The organism is Sphingobium indicum B90A, assembly GCF_000264945.2.
In the GTDB taxonomy this organism is placed as follows: Bacteria; Pseudomonadota; Alphaproteobacteria; order Sphingomonadales; family Sphingomonadaceae; genus Sphingobium; species Sphingobium indicum.
This window is the reverse complement of sequence record NZ_CP013070.1, coordinates 2,051,836-2,067,576: the sequence shown is the minus strand read 5'-3', so window position 1 is coordinate 2,067,576 and position 15,741 is coordinate 2,051,836. Positions and strand designations below refer to the sequence as shown.

Here is a 15,741-nt window from a genome sequence, read left to right as displayed (position 1 = left end):
CCCCTATTCGTCACCGCTCACCCTATTCGTCACCCCGGACTTGATCCGGGGTCCCGCTGCCTTGGACGAGGCGGGCGCTCAGACAAGAAAGCGGGACCCCGGATCAAGCCCGGGGTGACGGAAAACTAATGTCCGCTCATGGCCAATTCCAGCCACTCCTTCTCCACAGGCCGCGCAAGGATTGAATCTTCCCAAATCCGCCGCCCTCGGATAGGGGCAGGCACTTGATGCGTTTGCCCGTCTGAAGGCCAGGCGCCCCGACATTCTGGAGACCACCCATGCGCGCCGAAGCGCAGCAATATATCGACCGCATCGACGCCGCGCTGGACCTGCTGCGGCGCTTCCTCGACTGGGACCGCGCCCTTCGCCGCCTCGACGAGCTGAACGCCCGCGTCGAAGACCCGACGCTCTGGGACAATCAACGCCAAGCGCAGGAGGTGATGCGCGAACGCACCCGGCTGGACGCAGCCATCGGCGCGACCCGCGCCATCGACAGCGAGAAGACCGACACCGCCGAACTCATCGAAATGGCCGAGGCCGAAGGCGACGAGGACATGGTGAACGAAGCCATCGCCTCCTTGAAGGCGCTGGCCGACCGCGCCGATGAGGACAAGATCAAGGCGCTGCTGGCGGGCGAGGCCGACGCCAGCGACACCTATCTGGAAATCCACGCGGGCGCGGGCGGCACGGAAAGCCAGGATTGGGCTGAAATGCTCAGCCGCATGTACCGCCGCTGGGCGGAACGGCGCGGCTACAAGGTCGAACTGGTCGACTATCAGGCGGGCGACCAGGCGGGCATCAAGTCCGCCACCTTCCTGTTCAAGGGCGAGAACGCCTATGGCTATGCCAAGACCGAAAGCGGCGTGCACCGCCTGGTCCGCATCAGCCCCTATGACAGTTCGGCGCGCCGCCACACCAGCTTCTCGTCCGTCTGGGTCTATCCGGTGATCGACGACAATATCGAGATAGAGGTCAATGAAAGCGACCTCAAGATCGACACCTACCGTGCTTCGGGCGCTGGCGGCCAGCACGTCAACACAACGGACTCCGCCGTCCGCATCACCCACGTTCCGTCGGGCATCATCGTCGCGTCGCAGAATGACCGGTCGCAGCACAAGAACCGCGCCACCGCGATGAACATGCTGAAGGCGCGCCTCTACGAAGCGGAACTGCGCCGCCGGGAGGAAGCCGCTTCGGGCGAATATCAGGCCAAGACGGAGATCGGCTGGGGCCACCAGATCCGCTCCTACGTCCTTCAGCCCTATCAGTTGGTGAAGGATCTGCGCACCGGCGTCACCTCCACCTCGCCCGACGACGTGCTGGACGGTGCGCTCGACCCCTTCATGGCCGCCGCCCTGTCGCAGAAGGTGACGGGCGAGAAGGTCGATGTGGAGGATGTCGACTGATGAAGGGTCCGATGCTGGCGGCCGGAACACTGCCAGCATGCTTGCTCCTGCTGGCGGGCTGCGGCCCGTTGTCGCCGGACAGCAATGGCGACCGCCCGGCAGGCGCCCGCGCCTTCCCCCGCGCCGACCGGCCGGTGGCGCCCATCGTCTCCACCCGCTGGTCCAGCGAGGAAGCCCGCGACCGGGTGAACGAGGCCGAGGATATCATGGACCGCGCCGGCATCCGCCCCGGCATGACCGTGGCGGACATCGGCGCGGGCGAGGGCTATTATACCGTCCGCCTCGCGAAAAGGGTGGGGAGCAATGGCCGCGTGCTGGCGGAGGACATCATGCCCGAAGTGATCGAGGCGCTGTCCCGCCGCATCACCCGGGAAGACTGGCGCAATGTCAGCGTCCGCCTCGGCGCGCCGGAGGATCCGAAGCTGCCGGAAAACAGCTTCGATCGCATCCTCATGGTCCACATGTACCATGAAATCGCGGAGCCATACGCCTTTCTCTGGCATGTGAGTCCCGCGCTCAAGCCGGACGGCGAGTTGATCGTGGTCGACGCCGACCGCCCGACCGACCAGCATGGAACGCCGCCGCGCCTGCTGGCCTGCGAACTGGCGGCCATGGGCTTCCGGCTGGAGGAACTGATCCCCAAGCCGACGGCCGGCGGCTATTTCGCCCGGTTCAAGCGCATCGCCGCCCGCCCCGAACCCGCCTCCATCGTGCCTTGCGCCCTGCGGTCCTGAACCCTTGCCGCCCTGAAATGCTTTCCTTCGCCCGTAATATGATTAAGGGGCGACCAACATGATTCTCATACCGGGGGGAGAGGCCGGGATATGATTGATCTGACTGGCGCCGGGGAAAGGCGGCTCGAACCGCGCCGCAAGATGTTCGGGCCGGTGGCGCTGCGTTTCGGCGGCATGGCGGCCAGGGCGCATTTTCTGGACCTGTCCTGCTGGGGCGCGCTGGCCTATTGCGAAACGCCGCCGGGGCAGGGCGCCTATCTCGTCGTCGAAGCGCTGGGCGTGCAGGCCAGCGCCCGCGTCATCTGGGCAAACGGCAAGCGTTTCGGCATCCAGTTCAGCCAGCCCCTGACCCAGGAGGCGATGGACGCGTGGATAGAAGGCGCCTGAACTTCCGGTTCCGTCAGCCCTTCCGCCGCCACCTCCGAAAGAAGGACATGCCCAGCAATCCGCCGCCGACCAGCGCCGCGATCGCCCCTCCGGCGCTTGCCAGCGCCCAGGCGCCGGCCGCCAGCAGGCCTGTCAGGAAATCGACGATGATCAGCGTCAGATGGATCATCGGCGTAGGAAGGCGTCAATCCTGCCCAAGTTCCTTCGCTTCCTGATATTTGAGTTCCAGAAAGCGGTTCTGCACCGCCAGCTTGTCGAGGTCGCCGCTCGCCAGATTTTCGCTCATCCGCGCGATTTCGGCGTCGATCACGCCCAGCCCATCGATCAATTGCCGTTCGGGAACGCGCCCATTGCGCTCCTCCCGCCGAAGCGGCTCGGGAATGGATCGGTAGCCGGTGACGAGTTCGGGCAGGTGATCGGCCAGCAATTTGCGGATTTCCTGCGCCGCCGGATCCTGCTCGCCCAGCCGTTCGAGTTGCGGCGCCAGAGCTTCCAGCTTGACGCCGATGCTGTCGACCAGCGTGACGGCGGGCGCGGGCAGCGCCTTGCGCTGGTTTTCCAGCCAGATTTCGGTTTGCAGGGGCAGGGCGGTGAGCGCGGTGTCCGCCAGCGCCTCCGTCCGCACCCTTTTTTCGCCGGGCAGCATGGCGACCAGCAGCACGGCCGCCAGCATGACCCCCAGCGCGATCATCACCCCGGTCGTGCCCAGCGGGGTCACGAAACCCGCCACCGCGCTGGCGACCAGGACCGCAACCACCGCCCAGAAGGCATGTTTGACCTTCCGCATCAGCGCCGCGTTGCGCCGTTGCCGGGCGCGCGCCGACAGGCTCTGCCCGCGCTCGCTGTGGCGGCGGAGGACGGCCTCCGCATCGGCCAGCACGCGGTCGGAACGGCCCATTCCCTTACGCCTCGATGGAACTCAGCAGCGGATTGTCGGCCCGCGCCTGGCTCGCCGCCTGCGCCTGTCCTTCGGCGCGGGCGATATAGCCCTTGGACTTTTCCACCTCGTTCGACAGCGTGTTCACCGTCGTCTTCATATTCTCCAGCGCCTTCAGCTTGAACGCATCGATATTGTCCATCGTGTCGTAGATATTCTGGAAGGCGCGCTGCAGCGTCTCGATGGGAATGGTGCTGGACGCGGCCTGCTCGTGGATCTGCGCCGTCTGGTTCTTCAGCATCTCGCCGGTCGAATCGATCATGTTCGCGGTGGTGGTGTTGAGCGCGGTGATCTGTTCCAGCACCAGGCGTTGCCCGACCAGCGCCTGCGCCACGGTCACGGCGGTGCGCAGCGCGGCCACGGTCGTGGTGCTGGCGCGGTCCACGCCCTTCACCAGCTCCACATTGTTCTTCTTGACCAGGTCCAGCGCCAGATAGCCCTGCACCGTCACCGCCATCTGCGTCAGCAGGTCCTGCGTGCGCTGGCGGATGTAGAAGAGGGCGCTCTCGCGGATCGCCTTGGCCTTGGCCGGATCGGTCGGATCCAGTTCCAGCGCCTTCGCCTCCAGCCGGGCGTCCAGCGTCTTGGAGATGTGGATCATCTGCTCCAGGCGGCCCATCGTGGCCCACATATTCTGCCGCTCGACATCGATGGCGGCATTGTCCTTGATCAGCACGTCCTTGCCGCTGGCGAGGGAACCCAGGATCGAATTGATGTGGCTCTGCGCGCTCTTGTAGCTGTCGAAATAATCGCGCATCCGGTTGCCGAAGGGGATCAGGCCGAACAGCTTTTTCGGCGCGGTCAGGCTGCCGCGCCTCCCCGGATCGAGATCCTCGATGGTGCGGCGCAGTTCCGCCAGGTCAACCCCGACCTTGTTGTCGCTGTCCATCGCCCGCACCGGCCGGTCGAGGAAGCGGTTGCTGTGCCCGGCCGCTTCCGCGATTTCCTTGCGCCCCATATTCGTAAGCTGGTCGACCCGCTGGCCGAATTCGGGCGAATTGGCGTCCTGCGCCACCAGATCGTCGATGAAGGCATCGACCTTCTCGTCCAGCTTCGAGCGTTTCTCCTCGTCCAGCGGCACCAGCCCTGCCGCCTTTTCAGGCGCGACCGGCGGCACCGGATCGGGCGGGGTCAGGTTCAGCGTGTCAGCGGCGGCGGTCGGCGCGGTCGAAGCCATGTCATCTCCCAGGGGCGAGGGGGGTTCGAACTGTTATATGCGTATAGAACAGTTGGCCCGCAAGTCCATGATGCGAGCTTTAAACCCTCACCCCTTGCCATTGCAATCGCCCGGCGCCCGGTTAGCATGGCGCAAGGCACGAAGGAGGGCGCATTGAACGACGGACCGGACGAACAGAGGATCGCAGCCGTGGCGGCCGATCCGCGCTATGCCCGGCTGGTGGCGCGGCGGGCGCGGCTCGGCTGGCTGCTGTCCGCCGTCATCTTCTTCGCTTTCGTCGGCTATCTGCTGCTGGTCGCTTTCGACAAGGCGCTGCTGGGCATGCCGATCGGCCAGGGCGTGACCTCGATCGGCATTCCGCTTGGCCTTGGCCTCATCCTGCTCGCCATCGCGCTGACCGGCGCTTATGTGGCCCATGCCAACCGCCATCATGACGCCCAGATGGCCGCGCTCCTGACCGACCACGGCTTCCAGGATCGCGCCGCATGACGGCGTGGCTTGCCGCGCTCGCCGCCGTTTCCATCGCCCTTCTCCCACTCCCCGCGCTCGCGGCGGCGCTGGAGGGGGAGGCGCAGCGCCAGCCGGTCAACTGGGTCGCGATCCTCATGTTCGTCGCCTTTGTCGGGCTGACGCTCTGGATCACCAAGGCGGCTGCGGCGCGCACCCGCACCGCGTCCGACTTCTACACGGCGGGCGGCGGGATCAGCGGTTTCCAGAACGGCCTCGCCATGGCGGGCGACTATATGTCGGCCGCCTCCTTCCTCGGCATCTCGGCGCAGATCTTCAACGACGGCTATGATGGCCTCATCTACTCCACCGGCTTTCTGGTGGGCTGGCCGATCCTGCTGTTCCTGATGGCGGAACGGCTGCGCAATCTCGGCCGCTTCACCTTCGCCGACGTCGCCTCCTACCGCTTCGCCCAGCCGCCGGTGCGCAGCTTCGCGGCGGTCAGCACCTTGCTGGTCGTCAGCTTCTACCTGATCGCGCAGATGGTCGGGGCGGGGCAGCTCATCAAGCTGCTGTTCGGCCTGCCCTATGCCGTGGCGGTGGTGATCGTCGGCGCGCTGATGATGCTCTATGTGCTGTTCGGCGGCATGCGCGCCACCACCTGGGTGCAGATCATCAAGGCGGTGCTGCTGCTGGGCGGCGCCAGCTTCATGGCGCTGATGGTGCTGGCGCATATGGGTTTCAGCCTTGAAGCGCTGTTCGCCCGCGCGGTGGAGGTGAAGACGCAGGCGGCCCTTGCCGATGGCGCGACCACGGCCGAAGCGGCGGAGAGGGGGCGCTCCATCATGGCGCCGGGCAATTTCATCAAGGATCCCGTCTCCGCCATTTCCTTCGGCCTCGCGCTGATGCTGGGAACCGCGGGCCTGCCGCACATATTGATGCGCTTCTTCACCGTTCCCGATGCGAAGGAAGCGCGCAAGTCGGTGCTGTGGGCGACCGGGTGGATCGGCTATTTCTACATCCTGACCTTCATCATCGGCTTCGGCGCCATCGTGCTGGTGGGAACGGAATCCAGCTATCTGGACGGGCAGGGCGCGCTTCGCGGCGGCGGGAACATGGCGGCGATCCATCTGGCCCATGCGATTGGCGGCAACGCCTTTCTGGGCTTCATTTCGGCGGTGGCCTTCGCGACCATCCTCGCCGTGGTGGCGGGGCTGACGCTCTCTGCGGCGTCGGCGGTCAGCCACGATCTCTACGCCACGGTCTTCAAGCATGGCCAGGCGAGTTCGGCGGACGAACTGCGCGTGTCGCGGCTGACCACGCTGGCGCTGGGCGCGCTGGCGGTGCTGCTGGGGCTGCTGTTCGAAAAGCAGAATGTCGCCTTCATGGTCAGCCTGGCCTTCGCGCTGGCCGCGTCGGGCAATTTCCCGGTGCTGATCCTCTCGCTGCTCTGGAACGGATGCACCACGCGGGGCGCGGCCTGGGGCGGGACCATCGGCCTGCTGACCGCCTTCGTGCTGACGCTGCTGTCGCCCGCCGTGTGGACGACCACCTTCAACCTCGGCCCCGCGCCCTTCCCCTACAGTTCCGCGGCGATCTTCTCCGTCCCGGCGGGCTTCCTCTCGATCTGGCTGATCTCTTTGCTCGACCGCTCGCCCCGCGCGGCGGTGGACAAGGCGGGCTATCCGGCGCAGCGGGTGCGGGCGGAAACGGGGATCGGCGCCTTCGCGGCATCCGACCACTGAGCCTTTCTCCCAGCCGACGCGCCGCCCTTGCCGCAGCGCGTCATTTCCTGTAGGGGCGCGCCCGATAGTCCTGAGCAGGCGCGGTGCCCGCCGGGAAACCTTAAATCCCGAAGGCAGTTGCATGTCCCTGCGTAATATCGCGATCATCGCGCACGTCGACCATGGCAAGACCACGCTCGTCGACCAGCTTTTCCGCCAGTCCGGCACCTTCCGCGACAACCAGCGCGTCGAGGAACGGGCGATGGACTCCAACGACCTGGAAAAGGAACGCGGCATCACCATTCTGGCGAAGCCCACCTCGGTCGAATGGAACGGCACGCGCATCAACATCGTCGACACGCCCGGCCACGCCGACTTCGGCGGCGAGGTGGAGCGCATCCTGTCCATGGTCGACGGCGTGATCCTGCTGGTCGATTCGTCGGAAGGCGCGATGCCGCAGACCAAGTTCGTGACCGGCAAGGCGCTGGCCCTGGGTCTTCGCCCCATCGTCGTCGTCAACAAGATCGACCGCCCGGACGAGCGCATCCAGGAAGTGCTGGACGAGGTGTTCGACCTGTTCGTGACGCTGGACGCCACCGACGAGCAGCTCGACTTCCCGGTCCTCTATGCGTCGGGCCGCAACGGCTATGCCAATGAAGACCCGTCGCTGCGTTCCGGCACGCTGGAGCCGCTGTTCCAGAAGATCGTCGACCATGTGCCGCCCCCGGCGCTGGACGTGGACGCGCCGTTCAGCTTCCTGGTGACGCTGCTCGACCGCGACAATTTCCTGGGCCGCATCCTCACCGGCCGCGTCAATTCCGGCACGCTCAAGGTCAACCAGCCGATCCATGCCATCGACGCCGACGGCAATGTGCTGGAAACCGGCCGCGCGTCGAAGATCCTGTCCTTCCGCGGGCTTGACCGGGTGCCGGTGGAAGAGGCGAAGGCGGGCGACATCATCAGCCTTGCCGGCCTGACCGTCGCGACCGTGGCCAACACCATCGCCGACCCGTCCGTCACCACCGCGATCCAGGCCCAGCCGATCGATCCGCCGACCCTCTCGATGCGCTTTGCCGTCAATGACTCGCCGATGGCGGGCCGCGAAGGCAGCAAGGTGACGAGCCGCATGATCCGCGACCGCCTGATGCGCGAAGCGGAATCCAACGTCGCGATCAAGGTGACGGAATCGGCCGACAAGGACAGTTTCGAAGTCGCCGGTCGCGGCGAACTGCAGCTTGGCGTGCTGATCGAGACGATGCGCCGCGAGGGCTTCGAACTCGGCATTTCGCGCCCCCGCGTGCTGTTCGGCGAGGATGAGAACGGCAACAGGACCGAGCCTTATGAAACCGTCGTCATCGACGTGGATGATGAATTCTCCTCGACGGTCGTCGACAAGATGAACCAGCGCAAGGCGGAAATGACCGACATGCGCCCGTCGGGCGGCGGCAAGACCCGCATCACCTTCTCCGCGCCCTCGCGCGGCCTGATCGGCTATCATGGCGAATTCCTGTCCGACACGCGCGGCACCGGCATCATGAACCGGCTGTTCGAGAAATATGGCCCGCACAAGGGCAATATCGAAGGGCGCAAGAACGGCGTGCTGATCTCCAACGGCGCGGGCGAGGCTGTCGCCTACGCCCTCGGCCCGCTGGAGGAACGCGGCGTGCTGATGGTCGGCGTGGGCGAGGCGCTCTACGAAGGCATGATCATCGGCCAGAACGCCAAGCCGGAAGACCTGGAAGTCAATCCGATGAAGTCGAAGGCGCTGACCAACTTCCGCGCCAGCGGCAAGGATGACAGCATCCGCCTGACCCCGCCCTGGAAGATGACGCTGGAACAGGCCATCGCCTATATCGACGATGATGAGATGGTCGAGGTGACGCCCAAGAACATCCGCCTGCGCAAGCGCTATCTCGATCCCAATGAACGCAAGCGCATGTCGCGGGCCAAGGCTGCGGCCTGATCGTTGGAGGGATGAAAAGGGGTCGGGTCGCGAGACGCCGGCCCCTTTTCATGGGAGGCCGGCAACGATGCCAGCCATGCGATTCCTTGTTTTCCGCGATTTCTTGACCAGCGATCGGTTCCGATCGCTTGGAAATCGCTCTAGGGCGTGTGGGGGATTCAGCCCATGGCGGGCTGCAAATAGCGGCTTTCTCCGCTTCCGGTGCTCACGTACTGAAGTACGCTGCGCGCCGGTTCTCGAAATCCACTATTTTCGCCGCGCCCTGAACTGAATCCCCACACACCCTAAAAGGATCGCCCCCAGAATTTGGCGACCTTCGGATCGCTGGCGCAGGAGGTTCGCAGCGCCTGCCATTGCGCCTGATCCAGCGCCGGGCGATAGGCCGCGCCCGGCTTCACGGCGGCGGTAAAACGGCGGCGGCGTTCGGCGGAGAGCGGATGGGAGGAAAGCCAGCTCATCGCCCGCGCCTCCCTTCCTTCCTCCTTGCCGCCGATCCGTTCGAAGAAGGCGGCGGTCGCGGCGGGCGAAATCCCGGCGGCGCGCATCTGCTCGATGGCGACGCCGTCCGCAGCGGTTTCCGCGCCCCGGCCATAGCTCAGCGACAGCACGCCGTTCAGATAATTGCCCGCATTGCCCCCCGCGCCGCCCAGCACGACGCTGAGGCCTAGCTGGCGGATGAGGCCCGTCATCGTGTCGCGGTGGCGCACATGGCCCAGTTCATGGCCCAGCACGCCCGCGACTTCATCGGCGGACTTGGCCTGCTGGATCAGCCCGTCGAACAGGATGATACGCCCCCCTGGCAATGTCACCGCGTTCACCATCGGAATGTTGGCGAGCGCTATGTCGCGGGCCTCGCCGCCGGGGTCGACCTGCGTCGCCAGCCGCCTGAGCGCGGCGTCGCCCGCCGGCGTGCGGCAGAACCGGCCGCCGAAATCGCCCACCATGGCGTCGCCCATCCGGTTCTCCCAGCTTTGCGGGACGAGCGGGGCGACGACGGCGGGCGCTTCGAGCGCGCCCCAGACGATCAGCGCGGCGGCGATGGTGAATATCCCCGCCGCCGGCCACAGGCCGAAGCGGTCGATCCAGCGGCCATAGCGTTCGCCCTTCGGCAGATGGGCGGCGATGTCGGGAGGCGCTTCGCCGGAAAAGCCCAGGCGCCAGCCGGGCACCGCCTTATGCCCATAGGCCGAACGGTCGTCGTGCAGGCCGATGACGGTAAGGTCGCTCCAGTCGGCGGGCAGGCCCGTCCAGCCGCTTTCCGGCTCCTCCAGCACGAACCCGGCCCCGGCGGGACGAAGCAGGACGTTGCGCCGCACCGCCGTCACGCCGTCATAATGCCAGAGCCGGAAGTCCGACATGCCGTTCAGAAAGCGCCGACGTCCAGCGCGTCGAGCAGTCCCTCGCCATGGCGGCTGGTCTTCGTCTGCGACTGGGTGAGTTCATCGGTATAGATGGTGCCGGTCGCGCCCATATGGGTGACAAAGAATTTCCAGTGCCGATATTGCAGGAAGATCGCCCCGATGCCGATCGTGCAGACCACCAGCGCAACATCGCCCAGGAACAGCAATATCCAGTCCTTGGTCCGGGCGTAGAAATGGAAGTCGAGGCCGGTGAGCGACAGTCCCTCCACCGCTTCCCGGAAGAAGCTGGCGTAGAAGGCGAGAGCGATGAGGCCGAGCCCGAGATAGAAGACCAGCACGAATCCGATCACGCCCAGGATCGCGCCGGCCATTTGCGATCCGGCGCCTCCCTGCCCCGGAAAGCCCAGCATCGCCGCCATTGCCGCGCCGCCCACGAACAGCAGGATCGGCAGCAGGTAGAAGAGGAGGAAGCGCTTGAAGGTCGGGCCATGATCGCCCGCCGCTTCGAAGGCGTGCGGGCCGAAGCTCATCTTGTTCCAGCGCTCGTTCCACAGCGACATCATCGACCAGGGGATGAGCAGGCCGAGAGCCATGCTGCCCACGGCCGACTTCCACATATAGGAAATGCCGTAGCCGAAGCCCTGATCGTCGCTGCCGCCCCGGATGCCGTGCCACCATGTCCGGCTCAGGCGGTAGCGCAGCGCGCGGAAGCGGGCGAGGCCGACCATGTAGAAGATCGTCACGAACGCCGCCAGCGTCAGTATCGCGGCGATGCCCCCATGCCCCTGGAGGACGAGGGCCTGCGCGCCGAATTGCAGGAAGAGGAACGGCAGGCCGATCAGCGCCAGCACCATCAGGAAGCCCAGGAACAGCTCCTTGCCCGTTCCCGTCCATTCCAGCCTGTCGTCGATGAAGCGCGTGTTCGCCCAGAGATAGCGTCGCGTGCGCGTCGTCGCCCAGAAGCGGTATATGCCCAGCGTGACGATCGTCAGCAGCAGGTTGGTGAAGGCGATGGGCGCATAGTCGCGCCAATTGCCCTCGAAAGCGAAGCCGTCGCCGCCAATGCGTTCCTGATCCATGAATGCCCCCTTTGTCCCCGGCGGCAGAAGACTATGCCGGGGACCGTCGGTCAAGGGGTTTCGTGACCGTGCCGGACGCTATCCCGCTGAAATGGCGGGGATTGCTCTTTTACGCTCGATCAGAAGCGGGCATATCGTTCATTGCCGACAAAGCCGAGCTTCGTCACGCCTGCCCGGCGGATGTCGGCCAGCACTTCATCCACCGTCACGTAACGCGCTCCCGCATCGGGCTGGAACTGGAGTTCCGGTTCGGCAGGCAGGCGCAGCGCGGCGGCGAGATATTGGCGGAGGGTCAGCCGGTCGACGGCCTCGCCGTTCCAGCGGACGGTGCCGTCGGCGTCGATGCCGACCCTGTTCTTGACGGCGTCGATCGGCGGCGGGGTCAGCTCCTTGGGGGTCTGCGGCAGGTCGACGCCGACGCTGTGCGTCTGGAGCGGGATCGTGATGATGAACATGATCAGCAGCACCAGCATCACGTCGATCAGCGGCGTGCTGTTCATGTCCGACATCGGCGTTTCCCCGTCGCCCGGCCGGGGTCTTGCGAAGCTCAAGGCCATATGCGTCCCTCCCATGGGAATAATGATATAACAGCACATACATCATGCGCTGACCGCGATGCGCTGGCAAGAGGGCTTCTATTGACAGGGCGGGCGGCCCATTTATGGGGAAGGCGCGGCTTTTCCCGGCTGCGCGATCCGCCATTTCAACAGAAAGACCCTCCGTGTCCGCCATGCTCAAGATCACCCTGCCCGACGGTTCCGTGCGTGAAGTCGCGCCCGGCACTACCCCGGCGGACATTGCGGCGGCGATCGGGCCGGGGCTGGCCAAGGCGGCCATCGCGGCGCGGGTCGATGGCGAGCTGCGCGACATCATGCGGCCGCTGGAGGCCGATGCGCAACTGGCGTTGGTGACGTCGCGGGATGAGGCGGACGCGCTGGAACTGGCGCGGCACGACTTCGCCCATGTGCTGGCCGAAGCGGTGCAGGCGCTGTTTCCGGGAACGCAGATCACCTTCGGCCCGGCGACGGACGACGGCTTCTATTATGACTTCGCGCCCCCCCTCGTCGAAGGAAAGCCGCGACCCTTCACGGAGGAAGACCTGCCCGCCATCGAGGCGAAGATGCGGGAGATCATCGCCGCCGACAAGCCGCTGCGCCGCGAGGTGTGGAAGCGCGAGGACCTGATCGCGCGCTGGCGGGCCGGGGGCGAGACCTTCAAGGCCGAATGGGCCGCCGAACTGCCCGAGGGCGAGGAACTGACCGTCTATTGGTCGGGCGGCGACTGGCTCGACATGTGCCGGGGACCGCATCTGGCCTCGACGGGCAAGCTCGATCCCGCGGCGTTCAAGCTGACCCGCGTGTCGGGCGCCTATTGGCGCGGCGACCAGAAGAACGCGATGCTGAGCCGCATATATGGCACCGGCTGGCTCAACCGGAAGCAGCTCGACGCGCACCTCACGCGGCTGGAGGAAGCGGCCAGGCGCGACCATCGCAAGCTCGGCGCGGAGATGGACCTGTTCCACCTCCAGCAGGAGGCGCATGGATCGGTCTTCTGGCACCCCAAGGGCTATATCATCTGGCGGGCGCTGGAGGCCTATATGCGCCGCGCCATCGACGATGCGGGCTATCGCGAGGTGAAGACGCCGCAGGTCATGGACGCCCGCCAGTGGGAGCAGTCCGGCCACTGGGGCAAATATCGCGAAAATATGTTCGTCATCCCCGACGAGGTGCCCAATGTCGAGGATGAAGGGCCGCTGGTGTCGGACGATGCCGACTGGATGGCGCTCAAGCCCATGAACTGCCCGGCGCATGTCCTGATCTTCCGCCAGGGGATCAAGAGCTATCGCGACCTGCCGCTGCGCTTCTACGAAAATGGCTGCTGCCATCGCAACGAGCCGCATGGCGCGCTGCACGGGCTGATGCGCGTGCGCCAGTTCACGCAGGACGACGCGCATATCTTCTGCCGCGAAGACCAGATCGTGGAGGAAGTGCGGGCCTTCTGCGCGCTGGCGGACCGCATCTACAAGGATTTCGGCTTCACTTATTCGATCAAGCTGGCCCTGCGTCCCGAAAAGCGCTTCGGCAGCGATGCGATGTGGGATCAGGCGGAAAACGAACTGCGCGACGCGGTGGCGGCGGCTGGCCTCGACACGCCCGAATATGGCTGGGAGGAGCTGCCGGGCGAGGGCGCCTTCTATGCGCCGAAGCTGGAATGGCATCTGACCGATGCGATCGGGCGGACCTGGCAGGTAGGCACGATCCAGTCGGACCGGGTGCTGCCGGAGCGACTCGACGCGTCCTATGTCGGCGAGGATGGCGAGCGGCACCGGCCGGTGATGCTGCATCGGGCGATCTTCGGTTCCTACGAGCGGTTCATCGGCATCCTCATCGAACATTATGCGGGCCGTTTCCCGCTCTGGCTGGCGCCGGTGCAGGCGGTGGTGGCGACCATCGTGTCCGATGCGGACGGCTATGCAAGCGAGGTGGCGGAAAAGCTGCGCGCCGCGGGAATCCGGGCGGAAACCGACCTCCGCAACGAGAAGATCAACTACAAGGTGCGCGAACACAGCCTGGCCAAAGTGCCCAATCTGCTGGTCGTCGGCCGGCGGGAGGCGGACGAGGGCACGGTGGCCCTGCGCGAGCTTGGCAAGGAGGGGCAGAGCGTCCTTTCTGTCGACGACGTCATCGCCCGTCTTGCAAAAGAGGCGCGGGCGCCCGATATGCGGTGAGGCAGCAATGCCACATGGGGCCGGTAAATCCGCGTTGCGGACTTGCCGCCCCTTTCGGCTTTGCGCTAAAGGGCCGCCAGAGTCGATCGATCAACTACCATAGGAGAAGCCACTATACGTCCCCCAATGATGCGCCGTCCCATGGCGCCGCCGCCGAAGTCCGGTCCCCGTTACAACGAGTTCATCAACGTGCCCAAGGTGCGCGTGATCGATGACGAAGGCGAAAATCTGGGCGTGATGTATACGCAGGAAGCGATAGAGCGCGCCTATGAGATCGGGCTGGACCTGGTCGAGGTGTCGCCCAACGCCGATCCGCCGGTGTGCAAGTTCCTGGACATCGGCAAGTACAAGTACGAGGCGCAGAAGAAGGCGAACCTCGCCCGCAAGACCCAGAGGACGCAGGAGATCAAGGAGATCAAGATGCGTCCGAACATCGACGATCACGACTATGATACGAAGATGAAGAAGGTCCATGATTTCATCGGCGAGGGCGACAAGGTGAAGATCACCCTGCGTTTCCGCGGCCGTGAATTGTCGCATCAGCAGCTTGGCATGCAACTGCTCCAGCGCGTGGCGGAGAATGTGGGCGAGATCGCGAAGGTCGAAGCCTATCCGCGCATGGAGGGCCGCCAGATGCTGATGGTGCTGGCGCCGAAATAAGGCCGCCGATTTTTAGACGAGCTTTGTCGATCGGTCCCCCTCCCCATCGAAAGATGGGGAGGGGGACCGGCCGAAAGCTGGCGGAGGGGAGCGCCGCAGGCCCTTGCGCGAACTGCAAGGCCGGGCCTCATCCGGCTTGGCCGCCGAGAATCGACGCGGATGTCGCGCCGCATTTCATCCTTCGCTCCCAAACCGGATTGTCGCCAACTCAGCCGTAAACCGGCGTGGAGGGCCGTTCCGCCCGCTGGATGCGGTCGCGGCCTGACTTCTTGGCGCGGTAGAGCGCCTCGTCGGCCTGGCCGATGGCCGCCATCACCGGCCCACCCCGCCATGCGCATAGCCCTGCGGAAAAGGTGATCGGCTGGTCGCTCACCATGCCGACAGGCTCCCGCCGCATCCGTTCCGCGATGCGCGCCAGCGACCAGCTCGCCTCATCCTCTATCGCGTCCTGATAGAAGATCGCGAATTCCTCGCCGCCCCAGCGGGCGATGATGTCGATGCGGCGGGTCTGCGACGACAGGCGAGAGGCGAAATCGGCCAGCACGCGGTCGCCCTCGTCATGGCCCAGCATATCGTTGACCTGCTTGAAATGGTCGAGATCGATGATCGCGATGCAGCCCCTGCGCCTGGCGAGCGGAAGCGCGTCGAGCTGCGCCAGGAAGCCGCGCCGGTTGGCGATGCCGGTCAGCGCATCCTCATTGGCGGCGATGTTCAGTTCGTCGATCCGCTCCCGCGTCGCGACGGCGGCTCCGCGCACCCCATGGAAAAGCCTGGAAATAATGTCCCCCACTTCCGGCAGGGTCGGCCCGCCGCGTTTGCGGGCGGACTGCTCGGCCGGGTCCAGCGCGTCCGCCAGCGCGTGGATCGGGTCCAGCAAGGCGCCGATGCCGATCAGCGCTCCGGCTGCACCCGCCATCGTCGCCAGGGCGAGGACGATGAATTCCGCCCAGGCGATCCGCCCCGTCGCCGCGCCCCAGACGATATAGCCCAGCAGCGGCAGGTGGGTGGTCAGGAAGCAGAGGGTGAAGAGGCGAAACCGCAGCGAGCGGGGAAAGATGAAGGATGTCGCGAGGTAGAATTGCATCCCGTGGCCCTGTCATTGCAATCGGGGCAAAATTGGCGCGGCGCGTAAAGAGGG

At 65.7% G+C, this 15,741-nt stretch carries 15 protein-coding genes; 8 read left to right on the top strand and 7 right to left on the bottom strand.

What is annotated here, in order from left to right:
* Positions 1-278 precede the first annotated feature (278 nt).
* The 3 genes from prfB (at position 279) to SIDU_RS10075 (ending at position 2,527) form a co-directional block, all read left to right on the top strand.
* Positions 279-1,406 (top strand): peptide chain release factor 2, encoded by a 1,128-nt coding sequence (prfB, locus tag SIDU_RS10085; protein WP_013039286.1) that lies wholly within the window; start codon positions 279-281, stop codon positions 1,404-1,406.
* Positions 1,406-2,140, top strand: a complete 735-nt coding sequence (locus SIDU_RS10080; protein ID WP_007687622.1) for a class I SAM-dependent methyltransferase — start codon at positions 1,406-1,408, stop codon at positions 2,138-2,140. Before prfB ends, SIDU_RS10080 begins: the two co-directional genes overlap by 1 nt.
* A gap of 90 nt (positions 2,141-2,230) precedes the next feature.
* Positions 2,231-2,527 (top strand): PilZ domain-containing protein, encoded by a 297-nt coding sequence (locus SIDU_RS10075; protein ID WP_007687625.1) that lies wholly within the window; start codon positions 2,231-2,233, stop codon positions 2,525-2,527.
* 13 nt (positions 2,528-2,540) lie between these two features.
* Here SIDU_RS10075 and SIDU_RS19810 read toward each other — a convergent pair whose 3' ends face one another.
* The 3 genes from SIDU_RS19810 to SIDU_RS10065 are packed head-to-tail and all read right to left on the bottom strand — an operon-like array spanning position 2,541 to position 4,641.
* The gene (locus tag SIDU_RS19810; RefSeq protein ID WP_007687627.1) at positions 2,541-2,696 is read right to left on the bottom strand and encodes a hypothetical protein; all 156 of its coding nucleotides are present in this window, start codon (positions 2,694-2,696) and stop codon (positions 2,541-2,543) included.
* 15 nt (positions 2,697-2,711) lie between these two features.
* Entirely contained in the window at positions 2,712-3,425 is a 714-nt protein-coding gene (locus tag SIDU_RS10070) for a hypothetical protein (protein ID WP_007687628.1), read from the bottom strand.
* Positions 3,426-3,429: 4 nt separating this feature from the next.
* Entirely contained in the window at positions 3,430-4,641 is a 1,212-nt protein-coding gene (locus SIDU_RS10065; RefSeq protein ID WP_007687630.1) for a toxic anion resistance protein, read from the bottom strand.
* A gap of 126 nt (positions 4,642-4,767) precedes the next feature.
* Between SIDU_RS10065 and SIDU_RS10060 the strand changes: the two genes are divergently transcribed.
* The 3 genes from SIDU_RS10060 (at position 4,768) to typA (ending at position 8,775) form a co-directional block, all read left to right on the top strand.
* Positions 4,768-5,130: a DUF485 domain-containing protein gene (locus tag SIDU_RS10060; protein ID WP_025771440.1), complete on the top strand. Its 363-nt coding sequence runs from the start codon at positions 4,768-4,770 to the stop codon at positions 5,128-5,130.
* Entirely contained in the window at positions 5,127-6,833 is a 1,707-nt protein-coding gene (locus tag SIDU_RS10055) for a cation acetate symporter (protein ID WP_007687634.1), read from the top strand. Before SIDU_RS10060 ends, SIDU_RS10055 begins: the two co-directional genes overlap by 4 nt.
* A gap of 121 nt (positions 6,834-6,954) precedes the next feature.
* Positions 6,955-8,775: a translational GTPase TypA gene (gene typA, locus SIDU_RS10050; RefSeq protein WP_007687636.1), complete on the top strand. Its 1,821-nt coding sequence runs from the start codon at positions 6,955-6,957 to the stop codon at positions 8,773-8,775.
* A 284-nt stretch (positions 8,776-9,059) separates the two neighbouring features.
* Here the strand turns inward: typA and SIDU_RS10045 are convergent, their stop codons facing one another.
* The 3 genes from SIDU_RS10045 to SIDU_RS10035 form a co-directional block, all read right to left on the bottom strand.
* Positions 9,060-10,133 carry a M48 family metallopeptidase gene (locus tag SIDU_RS10045; RefSeq protein WP_007687638.1) on the bottom strand — a complete coding sequence of 358 codons (1,074 nt, stop codon included), beginning with the start codon at positions 10,131-10,133 and terminating at the stop codon, positions 9,060-9,062.
* 5 nt (positions 10,134-10,138) lie between these two features.
* Positions 10,139-11,215, bottom strand: a complete 1,077-nt coding sequence (locus SIDU_RS10040) for a YjgN family protein (RefSeq protein ID WP_007687640.1) — start codon at positions 11,213-11,215, stop codon at positions 10,139-10,141.
* 119 nt (positions 11,216-11,334) lie between these two features.
* Positions 11,335-11,772: an ExbD/TolR family protein gene (locus SIDU_RS10035; protein WP_007687641.1), complete on the bottom strand. Its 438-nt coding sequence runs from the start codon at positions 11,770-11,772 to the stop codon at positions 11,335-11,337.
* Between the two features lie 173 nt (positions 11,773-11,945).
* Between SIDU_RS10035 and thrS the strand changes: the two genes are divergently transcribed.
* Positions 11,946-13,943, top strand: a complete 1,998-nt coding sequence (gene thrS / locus SIDU_RS10030; RefSeq protein ID WP_037509471.1) for a threonine--tRNA ligase — start codon at positions 11,946-11,948, stop codon at positions 13,941-13,943.
* A 126-nt stretch (positions 13,944-14,069) separates the two neighbouring features.
* Positions 14,070-14,603 carry a translation initiation factor IF-3 gene (gene infC, locus SIDU_RS10025; RefSeq protein ID WP_013039295.1) on the top strand — a complete coding sequence of 178 codons (534 nt, stop codon included), beginning with the start codon at positions 14,070-14,072 and terminating at the stop codon, positions 14,601-14,603.
* 208 nt (positions 14,604-14,811) lie between these two features.
* Here the strand turns inward: infC and SIDU_RS10020 are convergent, their stop codons facing one another.
* Entirely contained in the window at positions 14,812-15,687 is an 876-nt protein-coding gene (locus tag SIDU_RS10020) for a GGDEF domain-containing protein (protein WP_007687644.1), read from the bottom strand.
* Positions 15,688-15,741 lie beyond the last annotated feature (54 nt).

What these genes read in the sequence shown, in the direction of transcription:
- prfB (WP_013039286.1), top strand. Translation starts at nt 279, where the DNA reads ATGCGCGCCGAAGCGCAGCAATATATCGACCGCATCGACGCCGCGCTG.
- SIDU_RS10080 (WP_007687622.1), top strand. Translation starts at nt 1,406, where the DNA reads ATGAAGGGTCCGATGCTGGCGGCCGGAACACTGCCAGCATGCTTGCTC.
- SIDU_RS10075 (WP_007687625.1), top strand. Translation starts at nt 2,231, where the DNA reads ATGATTGATCTGACTGGCGCCGGGGAAAGGCGGCTCGAACCGCGCCGC.
- SIDU_RS19810 (WP_007687627.1), bottom strand. Translation starts at nt 2,696, where the DNA reads ATGATCCATCTGACGCTGATCATCGTCGATTTCCTGACAGGCCTGCTG.
- SIDU_RS10070 (WP_007687628.1), bottom strand. Translation starts at nt 3,425, where the DNA reads ATGGGCCGTTCCGACCGCGTGCTGGCCGATGCGGAGGCCGTCCTCCGC.
- SIDU_RS10065 (WP_007687630.1), bottom strand. Translation starts at nt 4,641, where the DNA reads ATGGCTTCGACCGCGCCGACCGCCGCCGCTGACACGCTGAACCTGACC.
- SIDU_RS10060 (WP_025771440.1), top strand. Translation starts at nt 4,768, where the DNA reads ATGGCGCAAGGCACGAAGGAGGGCGCATTGAACGACGGACCGGACGAA.
- SIDU_RS10055 (WP_007687634.1), top strand. Translation starts at nt 5,127, where the DNA reads ATGACGGCGTGGCTTGCCGCGCTCGCCGCCGTTTCCATCGCCCTTCTC.
- typA (WP_007687636.1), top strand. Translation starts at nt 6,955, where the DNA reads ATGTCCCTGCGTAATATCGCGATCATCGCGCACGTCGACCATGGCAAG.
- SIDU_RS10045 (WP_007687638.1), bottom strand. Translation starts at nt 10,133, where the DNA reads ATGTCGGACTTCCGGCTCTGGCATTATGACGGCGTGACGGCGGTGCGG.
- SIDU_RS10040 (WP_007687640.1), bottom strand. Translation starts at nt 11,215, where the DNA reads ATGGATCAGGAACGCATTGGCGGCGACGGCTTCGCTTTCGAGGGCAAT.
- SIDU_RS10035 (WP_007687641.1), bottom strand. Translation starts at nt 11,772, where the DNA reads ATGGCCTTGAGCTTCGCAAGACCCCGGCCGGGCGACGGGGAAACGCCG.
- thrS (WP_037509471.1), top strand. Translation starts at nt 11,946, where the DNA reads ATGCTCAAGATCACCCTGCCCGACGGTTCCGTGCGTGAAGTCGCGCCC.
- infC (WP_013039295.1), top strand. Translation starts at nt 14,070, where the DNA reads ATGATGCGCCGTCCCATGGCGCCGCCGCCGAAGTCCGGTCCCCGTTAC.
- SIDU_RS10020 (WP_007687644.1), bottom strand. Translation starts at nt 15,687, where the DNA reads ATGCAATTCTACCTCGCGACATCCTTCATCTTTCCCCGCTCGCTGCGG.